We start from the raw sequence: 15038 nt of genomic DNA on the forward strand, positions 1-15038 counted from the left end.
GGCTTGTACATAAAAAGAACGTCCGACTTAGCGAAGTCGGGCGTTCTTTTTATTTCTCGCAATAAATATGAATTTTGAATTAATACCTATAAAAAAGAATATTTCACCTATTAATTTTGGTTAATTATAATCGGATTGTAACCTGAAAGGAGGTAGATAAGATGAACTATCGAAGATTGGGTGCGAGCGGCTTGTCTATAAGTGAGATTGCTTTTGGAAACTGGATTACCCACGGCGCTCAAGTGGACAACGACACGGCCTATGCTTGTGTCCGAGCCGCGTTGGATGCAGGAATTACTACCTTTGACACAGCGGATGTTTACTCGGATACGAAGGCGGAAACGGTGCTGAGCCAGGCTTTGAGAGGAGTGCGCCGCGAAAGCGTTGAGCTGTGCACCAAGGTTTTCCATCCGACAGGAACCGGACAGAACGACAGAGGGCTTTCCCGCAAGCATATTATGGAAGCCTGCCATGCTTCGTTGAACAGATTGCAGACGGATTATATCGATGTCTATTATGCGCACCGCTTTGATGAGAGGACGCCGCTTGAAGAAACCTTTTTGGCTTTTTCGGATCTGGTTCGGCAAGGAAAAGTTCTATATATCGGGATAAGCGAGTGGACGGCGGGACAAATTGCGGAAGGGGCGGCGTTGGCACGGGAATTGAAGGTTCCGCTGATCGCGAGTCAACCCCAATATTCGATGTTATGGCGCGTTATCGAAGCGGAAGTCGTCCCAGCCTGCGAGCGGGAAGGAATCGGGCAGGTAGTCTGGTCGCCGCTTGCACAAGGAATTCTTTCCGGGAAATATATGCCGGATAAGCCGATTCCCCAAGGCTCCCGTGCTTCGACGCCGGCTGGGGCTTCCTTTTTCGAGCGATTGGCAGGGCAGTGGATGCGTACCGAAGTGCTGCAGGCTGTCTCTAGGCTCTCTTCCCTTGCGCACGAAGCCGGGTTGACGCTGCCGCAGCTTGCCATAGCATGGGTGCTGCAAAATTCGCAGGTGTCAGCCGCCATTATCGGCGCATCCAAGCCGGAACAAGTACATGAGAACGTCAAGGCTGCAGGGCTTCGTCTTGACCCTGAAACGATGAGCCAAATCGACCATATCTTAGAAGGACTGGTTGAGCGCGATCCAGGAAAAACCGGTTGATTGGCAGGTTATCCGCGAGCCATAGCCGCCGAACATACGGCTTCCATGGTCTCAAGAAAGGCTGACAAGACGGCCTTATCCGTATCGGTTCTCCAAGCGGCATAGAGAGGAACCGGCGGTGCGCTTTCCTTAAAGGGCCGGAATACGACGCCGCTGCGCCGAAATTCGGCAACGGAAGAAGGCACGATGGAAACGCCCAGGTTTGCGGCAACCAAGTTTACAATGGTGTACATCTGAATAGCTTCCTGTACGACATTTGGATAAACGCCATGTTGGGAGCAAAATTCCATGATCAGGCGATGAAAATCGACTCCCAGATGACGCGGAAACAAGACGAACGGCTCACATTCCAACGAGCTGACGGACAGAAGCGGCTGCCTTGCTAACGGATGCTGTTCGGGCAGTACGGCAAAGAGTGATTCTATTGCAAATGTACGATAAGCCAGATGCTTCGCCGGTTCAATGGCACGGAGAAAGCCGACATGAACGCTTCCGTCAAGTAAGGCCTGCTCTTGCTGGGCGGAAGTCATCTCGCGCAAAGTAAGCTGTATTTGCGGGAAATGTTCCCGAAAACCTTTTAGAATATCGATCATTAAACCGCCCGCAGCCGAGTCCACGAACGCAATAACCAAATGACCGCTTATTCCTCGACCGGCAAGCTGCGTCGTCTTAATCGACCGCTCCAATTGAGATAAAATCGTTTTGGCCTCTTCTAAAAAAACGGCTCCCGCCGGCGTAAGACGAACCTGTCTTTTGCTGCGTTCCAGCAATTTCACGCCAAGATCCTTTTCCAGCGCTTGAATTTGCTGGCTGAGGGGAGGCTGTGTCATGTTCAATTTTTCCGCGGCACGGTTGAAATGAAGCTCTTCCGCCACTGCAATAAAGTAGCGCAATTTCCGTATATCCATTCTTTTGCTTCCTTCGCACAAATGATTGTTTCTCCTGATAAGTATACATTAGAACTCGGCCTCGCCGGAGACATTGTTCCGGCGTTTTTTCGCACGCCTTTAAGAACGCCGCGGGGAGACGGCTTAGATTAACGTGCGGAAGCTCTGCCAAGCTTGCCACATTCGTTCTTATCCCTGATCCGGCCAATGGCCGGACTGCGCATGGTGCTGGCATAAGAAGCCGATAAACTGCTCCATGATCTGGTTCAACGACATGTCCTTCAAATAAATCAGCTCGAAATTGCGGTTCAACTGCGGCAGCCCGGCGACCTCCACCTCGCGGAGCTCGTCCCGCTCCAGATCGTGGAGGATCGAGAAGCGGGGCAGAAACGCGATGCCCAGCCTTTGCTTGACCATCCGCTTGACCACCTCGATGTTGTCCGCCTCCATAACCACGTGCCGGTCCAGCCGGTAGTGGCTGAACGCTCCGTTAATCAGCGTCCAGTCGAGCGACCCGCGATTGAATAAAATAAGCCGCTCCTTGGCGACATCCTCGATCGTCACCTGCTTGCGGTCGTGAAACGGATGGCCCGGATAGACCGCCAGCAGCATATCGTCCTTCAGGATCGGAATGCGCCGGATCTGCGGGTGATTGACGGCGCGGGCGATTCCGAAGGATACTTCATGATTCAATACCATATCGAGCACCTGATGCGAATGTCCTGTCAAAAGTGTTAGCTTCACCTTCGGGTAGAGTGTCTGGAATTGTTCAACAAGCTGGGGAAGCAGGTAAAAGGCCGCCCCGAAAACGGAAGCGACGGACAGCTCGCCTTCCAATTTCCCGTGAATCCGCTGGATCGCCTGCTGCCCGTCCTGAAGTGATTGCAGCATGCTTTTGGCATAGGGAAGGAAGCTTTCGCCTTCCTCCGTCAAGGCGATGGCATGGCCCGTTCGTTGAAACAGCCTGCAGTTCAAGTCGGCTTCGAGCGCTTTGATCCTCTGGCTGACCGTAGGCTGGGACAAATACAGCAGGTTGGCCGCTTTGCTGAAGCTTCCGGTCAGAGCCACCATGACAAAACATTCAACATGATCCGTATTCATAAAACGCCCCCTATGCTCGTATTATATTTTCTTATACCCTTCATGTCATTATCCTATTGGACCGGCCTGCGGAAATCGATTAGTTTGTTAATAACATGGGAATTTAACTAGGGAGGGGCTGCATCATGGCTTTAGCTTATTTTAACGGTAGCTTCATCCAATCGGACGAACCGGCCGTTCCGATCGACGAGCGGGGACATCAATTCGGGGACGGCGTGTATGAGGTGATTCGGATTTACAAGGGGCGGCCTTTTATGCTCGACGAGCATTTGGACCGTTTGTTCAAGAGCGCCGCGGCGATCCGTCTGGAGATCGGGCAGGACGGCGAGTCGTTGAAGCGGACCATCGGGGAATTGATGCAAAAAAGCGGGCTGTCGGATCTTGATCTGTATGTGCAGGCGACCCGCGGCATCGCCCCACGCAATCATTTGTTCCCGGTTTGCCCGGCGTCCGTCTCGATGACGGCGAAGCCGTTTCGGGAAATACCTGCCGAGGCAAGGGCCTCCGGTATCAGCGTCATGCTGCATCCGGACGAGCGGTGGCTGAACTGCTGGATCAAGTCGCTCAACCTGCTGCCCAACATTTTGGCCAAGCAAGCCGCGTCCGAACGCGGATGCCTCGAAGCGGTTCTCGTACGGGACGGGTATGTGACGGAAGGAACAAGCTCCAACGTATACATGGTCAAAGACGGAGCGATTCGGACGGCGCCGCTGTCCAATCAGATTTTGGCGGGCATTACGAGAATGGCGGTGCAGCGGATCGCGCACGAGCTGCACATCCCGTTCGTCGAACAATCGTTTACGCCGGAGGAGCTGCGGCAGGCGGACGAAGCGTTCATCACCAGTACGACGACGGAAGTGATGCCGGTCGTTCGTTTCGAGGACGGAAGCCTGATCCGGGACGGAAAGCCCGGACCGGTCGCGCGGGCGCTGTACGAACGGTTCCGTACAATGACAGGGCAGGACTAGGAAAGGCTGGATCAAGAAATGGGGAAAAACATGGAAATCATCGACTTTCATTGCGACGCGCTGTATAAGCTCTGGATAAGCGGCGGGAAGCTGTCGTACGGCAGTTCGGAGGAGCTGGCGACGAACAAGGCAAGGCTGCAGCAAGGCGGCGTGAAAGCCCAGTGCTTTGCGGTCTTCGTTCCGCCTCACCTCAAGGCGGAGCAGAAGTTTCAAGCGGCGCTGGATCAAATTCATTATTTCTACGACGAGGTGTTGGGGAAGCATCCGGAAATGAAGCAGATTCGAGACTGGACCGATTTCGATACGCTCGAACCGGGGCAGATCGGAGCCATGCTGACGCTGGAAGGCGTCGATCCTATCGGCAACGACCTGCGCCAGCTGAACATTTTATACCAGCTCGGCGTGCGTGCGGTCGGCTTGACCTGGAACTACGCCAACCTCGCTGCCGATGGCGTGCTGGAGCCACGAGGTGCCGGGCTTACCTCGTTCGGCCGGGACATTGTGCGCTTCAATAACGAGCACCGGCTGCTGACCGATGTCGCTCATCTGTGCGAGCGGGCGTTCTGGGATGTGGTTGAGCTGGCAGATTATCCGATGGCGAGCCACGCCAACGCGCGTGCGGTTTGCGATCACCCGCGCAATTTAACGGACGAACAGGCCAAGGCGCTGTTTGCCAAAGGCGGGACGGTTCACGTCATTTATTGCCCTGCCTTTGTAAGACGGGTAAGGCATGTAACGATCCCCGATTTGTTAAAGCATATCGATCATTTGTGCGCGCTCGGCGGCGTGCGGCATATCGGGCTCGGTTCGGATTTTGACGGCATTTCCGAGTTTGTTGAAGGCTTGGAGCACGCGGGCAAAAGTCAGAACTTGATCAACGAGCTGCTAAAATATTATAAGGAAGAAGAAGTGCGCGGATTTGCAGCAGAGAACTTTTTGCGCAACCGTCCGAAGTAAGCGGACCGTGCAGTCTATGGAGGTGCTGTCATGACCGGCAACTGGTCTGGATTCGAAGCTTATGTGAAGGCGATGATGGAGAAAGAAGCGATCCCCGGGGCGGCCGTGGCCGTCTCGCTGCACGGAGAGACCGTCTATCAGCAGGGATTCGGCGTTAGAAATATGGAAACGGGTGAGCCGGTTACCCCGGATACGGTGTTCGGCATCGCGTCGGTTACCAAGTCGTTCACGGCCTTAGCCATCATGCAGCTCGCGGAGGAAGGGAAGCTTACGTTGGACGATCCCGTCACGAAGCACCTTCCCGAGTTTAAGCTGCGCACTTCCGGCGGGATGCGGGTCGAGGGTATCCAAGTGCGGCACTTGCTTTCCCATACGGCGGGTGTCCCGCCCATGCGCCGCCGGGAGGACCTTCGGCGGTTCGCCGAGCACCTCGACTATTTGGCGAGCGAAGAGATCGAGCTTTTAGGAGCGCCGGGGGAATATTTCAGCTACTGCAACGACACGTTTCTGCTGCTCGGGGCGATCATCGAACGGCTCACGGGTCGTCCGTTCCGAACGGTGATCACGGAGCGGATTCTGGAGCCGCTGCAGATGCGGCGGTCTACGTTCAGCTTGGACGAGCTGGCCGCTTGGGATAATGTCTCCGTACCGTATGTGAAGCGCGGCGGTACACAGACGCTGGACGAGGTGTCGTGGCCCAAGCTGGGGAATTACGAAGCGGGCGGCGGTATTCGGTCGACGGTGCGCGATCTGCTGAAATACGGGCAAATTTACGTGAATGAAGCCGAGCCTTCGAAGGGCCGCCCCGTGGTGCGGAGCGAGAGCTTGAGGCAGATGCGGGAGCCGATTCACCGGATCGGCAGAAATGTGTTCTACGGCTGCGCGCTGCGGGTGACCCCCGATTACTCCGGCGTTACGCTTGTCGAGCACGGGGGCGGCCAGCCCGGGGTATCGTCGTATTTTGGCTTCGTGCCCGAACGCGGGCTTGTAGCCGCTGTCTTGACGAATGTGGCGAACGTGCCCGCAAACGAGCTGTGGCTGGCGGCGGTTAATACGACGCTCGGCTTCCCCTTGGAGCAAAAGAGCAGCGTGGAGCCGACGTACAAGGCCTCTCTGGAGGAGCTGCGGCGTCTGACCGGCGCTTACCGGTCCGCCGAGGGCAGCAGCGTCGACATTGTGCTCGACGGGAACTCGCCCGTCACTGAAATTGACGGCAAAGCCTTCGCGCTGCGGGCTAGTGACGACCGTACGCTCGTCATCGCAGACAGCGGCTATCCGATCCGGTTCTTCTTCAAGGATGAGCCGCAGGCTTGGGCCGCCTTCTACGGCTCCCGCATGCTGAGGCGCGTAAACGAATAGAGGGAGAATATTTTATGAGCAGAAAGCGATTGCGCGATTACGGATTTACCGTCGGAAAGCTGCCGACCGGACAGTATAACAGCATTACGGATGTCCCCGGAGTATCCGTAGGGCATGTGACGTTACACGAGGACCGCCCCGATGCTTGCGTCCGGACGGGGGTCACAGCGATTTTGCCGCATCAGGGCGATTGGTTTCGCGAAAAAACAGTCGCTGCGGCACATGTGATCAACGGCTTCGGCAAAACGGCCGGTCTGGTTCAAGTGGACGAGTTGGGCGTCATCGAATCGCCGATTATGTTGACGAATACGTTCGGCGTACCGGCGGTGACCGAAGGCACGCTTCGTTACATGCTGGCGCAGGATAACGGAATCGGAGACCGCGACGGCTCGCTGAACGTCGTCACGGGGGAGTGCAACGACTCGTTGTTGAACGACATGAGAGGGCTGCACGTTCGTCCAGAGCATGCGATGGAAGCGATCCGTCAGGGATGGGCAGCCACGGACCGCCGCGTCTCGGAAGGGGCGGTCGGAGCCGGAACCGGGATGGTCTGCTTCGGCTATAAGGGAGGAATCGGGACATCGTCCAGACAGGTGGAAGCGGATGGATCAATTTACCATTTCGGGGTGCTGGTGCTGACGAACTTCGGCCTTGGGGAAGACTTGACCATACTTGGGAAGCCTGTGGGCGAATTCCTTCGGGCGAAGCCGGAGGAAGCGCGGGACAACGACGGCTCGATCATCATCGTGGTCGGCACCGATTTGCCGATGGACGCCCGCCAATTGAAGCGGATTGCCAGGCGTGCAGGCTTCGGCTTGGCGCGTACCGGCTCGATCGCTCATCACGGAAGCGGCGACATCGTGATCGCCTTCAGCAACGGCAACCGCATTCCGCATACGCCGGCTTCCGGTGTGCTCGAGCTCCGCGTCGTTCGCGAAGACGGCCGGCTGATGTCCGAATGCTTCCGCGCCGTAACGGAGGCAACTGAGGAAGCGATCTACAACTCCTTGTTTATGGCGGAGACGACTTCGGGGCGCAAAGGAAGAACGATTGCTGCTCTACCGGTTGAGGAAGTGCTGGCCGTACTGGGACGCTGATCGGGGTCAAGGCTCATACCCGACCAGCCAGTCCAGCCGGCTGATTTGCATCCGGGCAGGGAGCAGGCGAAGCAGCCGGTTCCGGACGGCCATGGCGGCGGGGTGCGCGAGCTGCACCATCCGGCCCATCGCGCGCGACCTGCGGACGACCAGCGCGGTCCGTCCGAACCGCTCCCGCTCATATTGCTGCAGAGCGGCGGCGGCATCGGGAGTGCCCGGCGTGCCGCACGCCTGCCTCAAGCAGCGAGACAGCGCAAGGGCGTCCTCCATCGCCTGCGCCCCGCCTTGCCCGAGGTTGGGCAGCATCGGATGCGCGGCGTCGCCGAGCAAGGTTACGCGCCCCCGGCTCCAGCCGGCGAGCGGCCGGCGGTCGAAAATATCGTGCGAAAGGATGGAGGCCTCATCCGTCGCAGAGATCAGCGCCTCGATCGGCTCCATCCAGCCGTGAAATTGGCGCAGCGCGGCCGCCTTCCTCTCGGCGGGCAGGAGCTCTTGGCCTTGCGGCGCGTTGATGGCGGCGAACCAGAAGATGCGTCCTTGCCCTATCGCCGATACGCCGAACCGCTTGCCCGGCCCCCAGGCTTCGAAACCGCCGCCTTGCTCGAACGGGTACCGTTCGTCGTGCCAATTCGCGATGCCCCGCAGCGCGGAATATCCGGCATAACGAAGCGGGGCGCTCTCGCTGAAGAGCTGCGCCCGAACGGCGGAGTGAAGGCCGTCGGCGCCAATCAGCACGTCCCCTTCGGCGGTCGTGCCGTCCTCGAAGACGGCCTTGACGCTCCGCTCGTTTTGCTCCCAGCTGCGCAATTTCTTATCTGTGCGTACCGTCCCGGGCTCCAGACGGCCGAGCAACACGGAATGCAGATCGGTCCGGTGGATCAGGTAACTCTGTGCCCCGTAGCGCCGGGCTTGCTCGTCTGTCGGAAGCGACACCAGCAGCTGTCCGTCCGATGTATAAATATCCGCTTGCCGTACAGGGGCTCCGAGACGGCTTGCCTGCTCGTCCGCTCCAAGCTGCCGCAGCGCTTTCATGGCATTGGCGGCGAGGACGATGCCGGCGCCGATGCCTGACAGGAAGTGCGTCCTCTCGTAGACCGAAACTTCCCAACCTGTGGTTTGCAGCGCGATGGCTGCCGACAATCCGCCGATACCGGCGCCGATAATGACCGCTCGGGGACGGGATGAAGCCGATGCCATGCGGGACCCTCCTTTCGGGCAGCTAACGCTGCCAGTTAAGCGATACCCTGATTATAAGGCGAAGCCCTGGTTCTAACAATGGTACCGTCCAGCGGTACTATCATAGAAAAAGCCGTCCTCCGTTGACTAATCAACGGGAAGGACGGCTTTCGCTTTTTTAGCTTGAGCTTACTTCACATACGCCCACTTGAGCTCATATTCAAGCGCATACGGCGGGAAGACCGCACCTTGCAGTTTCGGGTCTTTGAGCCAGCTGAGGGAGCGGAAGTAGTTCGGGATGATCGGCATTTCCTCCATCAATATTTTTTCGCCGTCGACCATCATCTGCGAACGCTTCGCTTTATCCATCTCGTTCTGCGCGCCTTTAATAAACTTGTCGTATTCGGCATTGGACCAACCAACATCGTTGAATTCGTTGCCGGTCACGTACATTTCGAGGAACGTCATCGGATCGTTGTAATCGGCGCTCCAGCCGGAGAGAGACGCTTCATATTTGTGGTTGTTCTCGTTATCTACGCGCAGCTTGTGCGGAACCGGCTCGCCGATGGCGTCGACGCCGAGATTTTGCTTCCACTGGGCGAGGATGAACTCGACGGATTTCGGTCCGACCCCGTTGTCGTCCGCTTGAAGCTTGAACTTCGGCAGCTGCGCCACGCCCAGCTCCTTCAAGCCTTCTTGCAGCAATTGCTTCGCTTTGGCCGGATCGAATTTCGGTCGCAGATCGCCCGCTTTTTTGCGGAACTCTCCACCGTTGCCGTCGCTCGTTCCGTTCGGTACGAAGCCAGTAGCCGGTACGGGGCCTTTGCCTGTAACCGTTTCGATGAACGCTTTGGTGTCGATGGCAAGCGCAAGCGCTTGACGAACTTTTTTGTTCTTGAAGGCCGGGACGTTCTCCTGGCTCAGCTTAACATACCAGGAAGACAGCTCGGGCTGCAGGACGAATTCCGGCTTACCTTCCCACTGATTGATGCTCTCGCGGGTAATGTTTTGCAGCTGGGTCGCTCCGGTTTGGAACAGGTTCAGACCGGTGTTTTCGTCTTTGACGATGTTCAGCGTAATTTTTTCCAGCTTGACTTTATCTTTGTCCCAATATTTATCGTTTTTGACTAAGACGAGCTGCTGCTCATGGTCCCATTGGGCCAGCTTGAACGGACCCGGGCCGATGGCGGATTCTGCGTCTGCGCCGTTTTTATCGCCATATTTTTCGACGATGTCTTTGCGTTGCGGGAAAAATTGCAGGAAGGATAATTGCTCGGTGAAGAACGGAATCGGGCGTTCCAAGGTAATTTCCACCGTTTTCTCATCCAGCGCCTTGACGCCGAGCGCTTTCTTCGCCGCTTCGAGCTCTTGGGGGGTCTTGGCTTTCTGCACGTCCGCCCCGCCCTTAACCCAAGCTACCATAAAAGCATACAACGCCTTGGTCGAAGGGTCCAGCGTACGCTGGTACGAGTAGACGAAGTCTTCGGCTTTGACCGGCTGGCCGTCGGAGTAGACCAAATTGTCTTTCAGCTGGATCGTGTACGTTTTACCGTCTGCCGAAATTTTCGGCATGTCTTTCGCTAGCCCCGGCTCGGCTTTGCCGTCCTTATTGAGACGGTACAGCCCTTCGCTAACGGCGTTCATGACGGTAAACGCTGCCACCTGCGTCGATTTGGAGACGTCCATCGCCCCCGGTTCCGTCCTGAAGTTAAGGGTGATCTCCTGCTTGGGGGCAGCGCTCTTCTCGCCGCCTTCCGTTCCCGTACCGGTGTTCGTACCGGTGCTGCCGCCAGTACATCCGGCTGCCGTTGCGCCGACAACAGTCAGGATGACCGTTGTAGCCAGCCATTTGCGAATCTTCATAAGCTCGCTCCTTTTTCATTATTTTATATAATCAAGAACGACGATGAATCGTTCTGTGATCCCTTTGCAAAAATTACGCAAGACGCATCGACTGCCGCGTTGGTTATGCAGGTTCTTATGAAGTAGGGAGTAGAGCAGCAGGACTAGCGGCTCGGGGACGGCAGGAGCATGGAGGAAGGCCCGGTAGGAAGTGAATGCTCGTCCCAAATTCTAGGTGTGGTAAAAGATTACTGGGATATTTGTAATATTAAGATTGTAAAAATATATTACCAAGCTACCACAATATACCAGTGTTTTCAATACAATTTTAATAAAATGTATTCGTTTTCAAAAAGAAAATGACGGGAAGGCTGTTAATGAAATAACCATAGGTTAAACGGGTGGAGGGCGGATGCAAAATTATCGGATGGCGTGTGCCCGGGAGGATGAAAGCGTAGGTCAAAAGAACGACGTGCCAAGGAGCGTTCGGAAAAAAGGTTAATAGCGAGAGAGGGAAAATAAATTTTTTGGGATAAAATGTATGATTTTGGCGAAAGAGCCCGATATTGAGCAAGGCCGTTGCAAGCGGCATCCGCAACACATCCGGACACCCGGAGAAGATCAAGGCCGAGCTAAACGAATATTTTTTCGAAACCTCTGAAACCTAAATGCGCTCTCGCCGGTCTAAAGGGTATACATGGGAGGGGAAGGACATGAACCGAAGCGACCGGGTCAGAGAAGCCCAATCGGGAAATCACGCGGCCTTCCTGGCTCTGATCGAGGAACAGCAGGACCGCCTGCGCCGGATTGCCTATTATTACGTGCGGCAGGACATGGACGCGGAGGATGTGGTCCATGAGGCGATCTACAAGGCGCTTGTCGGACTGCCGAAGCTGAAGCAGCCGCAATTTTTCGCCACTTGGCTGACCCGCATCGTCATCAACTGCGCGCTGACGGCGCTGGACAAGCGGCAGCGGCTGGTGCCGGATGATAGCCGTGCAGCCGAACGTCAGCCGGCTCTCGTGCCCGATCCCGACGACCGTCTCGACTTGCGTTCGGCGGTCCGGCAGTTGGAGCCGAAGCAGAGACAGGTGATCACATTCAAATATTGGCACGATATGACGATCGAGGAGATCGCCGTTTTGCTCCGCAAGCCGATAGGCACGGTGAAAACCATTTTGCACAGGGGGTTGAAGGAATTGCGCAAACGATACGATAACCCGGACGAACCGGCAGGCTCAAGCCTGTCCCCATCAGCCGGTGCTTCCGAATTATCCGGCGAGGAAGCCTTGCAGCACAAGCTGGCCGAATTGAAGCTGCGGACGGAGGAGCTCTTCGACATCCCGGAAGCGTACGAGCTTACGATTGCGGATTATCACGAAGACAAGCGCGAAGGCGGGCGGGCGATGTTCGTCTGGACGAAAGCGGGCGAAGACCCCATATGGAGCAAGTCCGGCAAGGATAGCGGCCTGTCCGTGGAGCTTAACGCTCAAGGGGATCTAGTCGAGTATACGATCGATGTGGAGGAGGCGGCCAGCGATTTGCCGGAGCTGTCTGTGGAACAATTGCGGCTCAAGGCGGAGAAGTTCGTGCTCGACCATTATCCGGGCGCGCTGAAGCCGTTTTCCCTGACGCGCACCAAGTCCGCAGACTCCGGGACGCTATTCTTTTATGAACAGGAGATCATGGGGCTGCCGCTGCCGCTGTCGGGGTTCCGGGTCAAAGTTCATCGCAGCGGCATCGTCAGCGACTTCCGGTATTTCGGCCGGCAGACGAAGCCGAAAGTCCCGGAGTTTATTGTTCCGAAGGAGCGGCTTCTGCGCCAGATTTCGGATACTGCCAAGCTGGACCTGCGGCTGGACTTCCTTCACAAGTCCGTCGACGATACGGAAAAGGATGAGCTGAGGCTGGTCTACGAACCGAGAACCCGCTGGATGCTTTTCCGGGCGGACGGGACGGAAGAGGCCCGCGAAGCAGCCGACGAAGATACGGAATCCGAAGAACCGGCCATATGGCTGCCTGTTCCCGAGCGGCCTGCGGTCGAGGCTCCGGCCGTCCAGACGGCGCAGGACGCTCAGGAGCTGCTCGGAATCGATCCGGACCGGTACGAGCTGCTGAGGGAAGTGGAAATGGACGACCGGATGACCGGTATCGTCTGGCGACGGCGCGATTGGCAACCGATGTCGTCAGAGGATCGTTCGCTGGACGCCTTTTTCCGGCAGCGGTCGGAGGAGACGCTGAAAGCGAAGATCGATCCGGTCGGCGGAAGGCTGGTGTCGTTTATTCGTTTTGAAGAGGAGGCTCCAGGGGAGCTGAGGCTGTCACGGGAAGAGTGCTTGGACATCGCACTGAGATTTTTGGACCGTATGTCGCCGGGGTTGGCGCCGTTTTTGCAGCTGCGGCAGCAGGAGGAAGTGTCCGATTCCGACAGGGAGCACTTCGATTTCCGCATCGGGAAACAGGGCGTCTGGCTGGAATTGGAGCATATCCGGATATCCGTCAACAAGACGTCGGGACAGATTGGACATGTGACGGGCCCGTCTGTCGATCCGGCGCAATTGCGGGCTGTCGAGGTTACGCCGCTCATGGACGAGGCAGAGGCGCGGCGGATTTATGCGGAAGCTCTCGATCTGAAGCTGGGGTGGGAGACGGATTACTCGGCCAACGGCAAAAGGCGCCGTTACCGCTTGATGTACCGTCTGGTGCATAAGGAAAAGGGCCGGGAAATCCGTTGGATCGATGCCCGAACGGGCGAGTTGATTTGTTCGAAGCTGGATTAAAGGGGATGGTTCGGTGAGGATGAGCAAAAGAACGGAACAGAGGTACAGCATGCGTTTGCTGAAGCTGTGGATCCGCATGCCCCGAGAGCTTCGTTACCTGGCGATTATTGGATCGATGGTCTTCTTGTATTGGTTCTTCAAGTGGCTTAACGGGTGATTCTGCAGGTTCAAACGATGCCCTCCCCGGGTAAGGAAGGACACATCTTCCTTTTCCGAAGGAGGGCTTTTTATGGCGGACTACGCCTATATTACCGTCAAGCTGACGGCCGGTCAGTAGCCGTCCGTTCTCTGTCCCTTCCGCTCGGCCAGATCTGCGCCTTGATGCGCAGAAATGGAGCCGAGATGCGGCGAACCGGTATCCGTCTGGCCCGACCCCGCTGCAGGCCTGCGAAAGGGCGCGATCCACCGGCCGAGTGTGAACCCGATACCGATCAGAAAAAACACGAGCGGGAGGACGATGGCGATGCCGAGCCATAGGGCGGCTGGCTCTACTAAGTCTGCCTGATAAAAGCGGTAAAGGGCGTACGAGGCGTACGGAATTTCCACCAGCGCTGCCGTTACGGCTCCGACGGTGTAGCTCCGCTTCCCTAGTGATAAGCCTACATGCTTAATACCGTCCAGCAGCATGACCGCGACCATGCCAAGGAAGACGGGGCCGAGCTTCCCTCCGTCCTCCACCGCTGCTGCGGCCATGCCCGTACCAAGGCAGATAAGCGATCCGATCAGCACGACAGCCGTCGCGAATTGAACGGTAATGCTTTTGTCCCAGTTTAGCGCCCGCTGCATCAACGGGGACAGGGTGTGTTTGCGCGGCCGTACCCAGCGTTCCACGGTGACGATTTCCTCGCCGTCATGAAGGAAGAAGGCGACGGGCAGAAGCCAGATCAATAGATGCAGGGAAATCCAGTCATTCAGAAAAGCGAGCATGTTAGGTTCCTCCTTGTTTGTTTCTTATGGAGTTACAATTGAGTAAACACTCAAAAGTTGCTTAAAAAAATTTGGCCTTTCAAGGAACGCATTAGGCATCACCTTTGTAAAGGCCGTGGAGCAGCAGGCCGACCAGTTGGCGAATATAAGCTTCTTCATCGCCCAGCACGGCCATTTCGCTCCCAAAGCGGGAATGCAGCGCGAAATAAAGCAGGATCGACGCATTAAGCATCGTTGCGGCGACGTGATAGGTTTGCTCGCTTATTTGTCCAACGGGGGCCGACTGCTTCAAAATGCTGCTGCCGGAGGCGCCGATGTTTCCGATGAGCCGGAGCACTTCCTGAGAAACGGCCTCATCCCGCATCATCTCTGGGGACCAGATCAGCAGAAGGTACTCCCGGTTTTCCTTCAAAAATTGCAGGTACCGGCATCCGTACTGTACCAGCGCTTCGTCCAACGGCAGCCGCTTCCACCGGTCCGCGCCGTCCTGCGCCAGCAGCGCGAAGGAGAAGCTGTGGACAATATGCATGAGCAGCTTGCGCTTGCCGCCGAAGTAGTAGAAGATTAAGCCTTCCGTTACGCCGCTTTCCTCTGCGATTTCCTTGGTCGTCGTCGCATGGTAGCCTTTCGCGGAAAAAAGGCGGAGGGCCGCCGTGACGATTTTTTGTTTTTTCAGCTCGGGATCGTTCTTTTCGCCTCTCGCCATCGCCATCATTCGTCCTTCCTGCTCAAATTTTGAGTGTTTACTCAAAATTATAGTTGAGCCTCTCCAATTGTCAAGCCGCATATCGCA

At 56.6% G+C, this 15038-nt stretch carries 14 protein-coding genes; 7 read left to right on the plus strand and 7 right to left on the minus strand.

Translation table 11 applies throughout. From position 1 onward, the window contains the following. The first annotated feature begins 161 nt into the window (after nt 1–161). The gene (locus NI000_RS08865; protein WP_253409680.1) at nt 162–1151 is read left to right on the plus strand and encodes an aldo/keto reductase family protein; all 990 of its coding nucleotides are present in this window, start codon (nt 162–164) and stop codon (nt 1149–1151) included. A gap of 8 nt (nt 1152–1159) precedes the next feature. Here NI000_RS08865 and NI000_RS08870 read toward each other — a convergent pair whose 3' ends face one another. Next, nucleotides 1160–2059: a LysR substrate-binding domain-containing protein gene (locus NI000_RS08870; RefSeq protein WP_253409682.1), complete on the minus strand. Its 900-nt coding sequence runs from the start codon at nt 2057–2059 to the stop codon at nt 1160–1162. A 168-nt stretch (nt 2060–2227) separates the two neighbouring features. Next, nucleotides 2228–3139 (minus strand): LysR family transcriptional regulator, encoded by a 912-nt coding sequence (locus NI000_RS08875; protein WP_253409684.1) that lies wholly within the window; start codon nt 3137–3139, stop codon nt 2228–2230. Nucleotides 3140–3264: 125 nt separating this feature from the next. On the opposite strand from NI000_RS08875, the gene dat reads away from it, so the two are divergent. Genes dat through NI000_RS08895 form a run of 4 tightly spaced genes read left to right on the plus strand, consistent with a single transcriptional unit; the run spans nt 3265 to nt 7520 of the window. Then, complete coding sequence (gene dat / locus NI000_RS08880) at nt 3265–4107, plus strand: D-amino-acid transaminase (RefSeq protein ID WP_253409686.1); 843 nt, start codon at nt 3265–3267, stop codon at nt 4105–4107. Nucleotides 4108–4137: 30 nt separating this feature from the next. Then, a complete protein-coding gene (locus NI000_RS08885; RefSeq protein WP_253409688.1) occupies nt 4138–5064 on the plus strand; it encodes a dipeptidase in 927 nt (308 codons plus the stop codon). Nucleotides 5065–5094: 30 nt separating this feature from the next. Further along, nucleotides 5095–6423 (plus strand): serine hydrolase domain-containing protein, encoded by a 1329-nt coding sequence (locus tag NI000_RS08890; protein ID WP_253409690.1) that lies wholly within the window; start codon nt 5095–5097, stop codon nt 6421–6423. A gap of 14 nt (nt 6424–6437) precedes the next feature. Next, the gene (locus NI000_RS08895; RefSeq protein WP_253409692.1) at nt 6438–7520 is read left to right on the plus strand and encodes a DmpA family aminopeptidase; all 1083 of its coding nucleotides are present in this window, start codon (nt 6438–6440) and stop codon (nt 7518–7520) included. A 6-nt stretch (nt 7521–7526) separates the two neighbouring features. Here the strand turns inward: NI000_RS08895 and NI000_RS08900 are convergent, their stop codons facing one another. From NI000_RS08900 to NI000_RS08910, 3 genes are all read right to left on the minus strand, one after another. Beyond that, on the minus strand, nt 7527–8717 hold the full coding sequence (locus NI000_RS08900) for an FAD-dependent monooxygenase (RefSeq protein ID WP_253409694.1): 1191 nt from the start codon (nt 8715–8717) through the stop codon (nt 7527–7529). A gap of 168 nt (nt 8718–8885) precedes the next feature. Then, nucleotides 8886–10559: a peptide ABC transporter substrate-binding protein gene (locus tag NI000_RS08905; RefSeq protein WP_253409696.1), complete on the minus strand. Its 1674-nt coding sequence runs from the start codon at nt 10557–10559 to the stop codon at nt 8886–8888. Between the two features lie 307 nt (nt 10560–10866). After that, complete coding sequence (locus NI000_RS08910; protein ID WP_253409698.1) at nt 10867–11130, minus strand: hypothetical protein; 264 nt, start codon at nt 11128–11130, stop codon at nt 10867–10869. 121 nt (nt 11131–11251) lie between these two features. Here NI000_RS08910 and NI000_RS08915 point away from each other — a divergent pair, with 121 nt between their 5' ends. After that, a complete protein-coding gene (locus NI000_RS08915) occupies nt 11252–13318 on the plus strand; it encodes a sigma-70 family RNA polymerase sigma factor (protein ID WP_253409700.1) in 2067 nt (688 codons plus the stop codon). A 19-nt stretch (nt 13319–13337) separates the two neighbouring features. Next, nucleotides 13338–13475, plus strand: coding sequence for a hypothetical protein (locus tag NI000_RS08920; RefSeq protein ID WP_253409702.1), 138 nt, complete (start codon nt 13338–13340; stop codon nt 13473–13475). A gap of 113 nt (nt 13476–13588) precedes the next feature. Here NI000_RS08920 and NI000_RS08925 read toward each other — a convergent pair whose 3' ends face one another. Both NI000_RS08925 and NI000_RS08930 read right to left on the minus strand, forming a co-directional pair. Then, entirely contained in the window at nt 13589–14245 is a 657-nt protein-coding gene (locus NI000_RS08925) for an HXXEE domain-containing protein (RefSeq protein ID WP_253409704.1), read from the minus strand. Nucleotides 14246–14336: 91 nt separating this feature from the next. Next, nucleotides 14337–14996 (minus strand): TetR/AcrR family transcriptional regulator, encoded by a 660-nt coding sequence (locus NI000_RS08930; protein WP_253409706.1) that lies wholly within the window; start codon nt 14994–14996, stop codon nt 14337–14339. Between the last annotated feature and the right edge of the window lie 42 nt (nt 14997–15038).

Origin of the sequence: Paenibacillus tyrphae (assembly GCF_024158745.1) — a bacterium.
GTDB lineage: Bacteria > Bacillota > Bacilli > Paenibacillales > NBRC-103111 > Paenibacillus_G > Paenibacillus_G tyrfis_A.

Coding starts and splice junctions, on each gene's coding strand:
- NI000_RS08875 (WP_253409684.1), bottom strand. CDS start 3,139: ATGAATACGGATCATGTTGAATGTTTTGTCATGGTGGCTCTGACCGGA.
- NI000_RS08905 (WP_253409696.1), bottom strand. CDS start 10,559: ATGAAGATTCGCAAATGGCTGGCTACAACGGTCATCCTGACTGTTGTC.
- NI000_RS08910 (WP_253409698.1), bottom strand. CDS start 11,130: ATGCCGCTTGCAACGGCCTTGCTCAATATCGGGCTCTTTCGCCAAAAT.
- NI000_RS08925 (WP_253409704.1), bottom strand. CDS start 14,245: ATGCTCGCTTTTCTGAATGACTGGATTTCCCTGCATCTATTGATCTGG.
- NI000_RS08920 (WP_253409702.1), top strand. CDS start 13,338: ATGAGCAAAAGAACGGAACAGAGGTACAGCATGCGTTTGCTGAAGCTG.
- NI000_RS08895 (WP_253409692.1), top strand. CDS start 6,438: ATGAGCAGAAAGCGATTGCGCGATTACGGATTTACCGTCGGAAAGCTG.
- NI000_RS08900 (WP_253409694.1), bottom strand. CDS start 8,717: ATGGCATCGGCTTCATCCCGTCCCCGAGCGGTCATTATCGGCGCCGGT.
- NI000_RS08915 (WP_253409700.1), top strand. CDS start 11,252: ATGAACCGAAGCGACCGGGTCAGAGAAGCCCAATCGGGAAATCACGCG.
- NI000_RS08890 (WP_253409690.1), top strand. CDS start 5,095: ATGACCGGCAACTGGTCTGGATTCGAAGCTTATGTGAAGGCGATGATG.
- NI000_RS08865 (WP_253409680.1), top strand. CDS start 162: ATGAACTATCGAAGATTGGGTGCGAGCGGCTTGTCTATAAGTGAGATT.
- NI000_RS08870 (WP_253409682.1), bottom strand. CDS start 2,059: ATGGATATACGGAAATTGCGCTACTTTATTGCAGTGGCGGAAGAGCTT.
- NI000_RS08885 (WP_253409688.1), top strand. CDS start 4,138: ATGGAAATCATCGACTTTCATTGCGACGCGCTGTATAAGCTCTGGATA.
- dat (WP_253409686.1), top strand. CDS start 3,265: ATGGCTTTAGCTTATTTTAACGGTAGCTTCATCCAATCGGACGAACCG.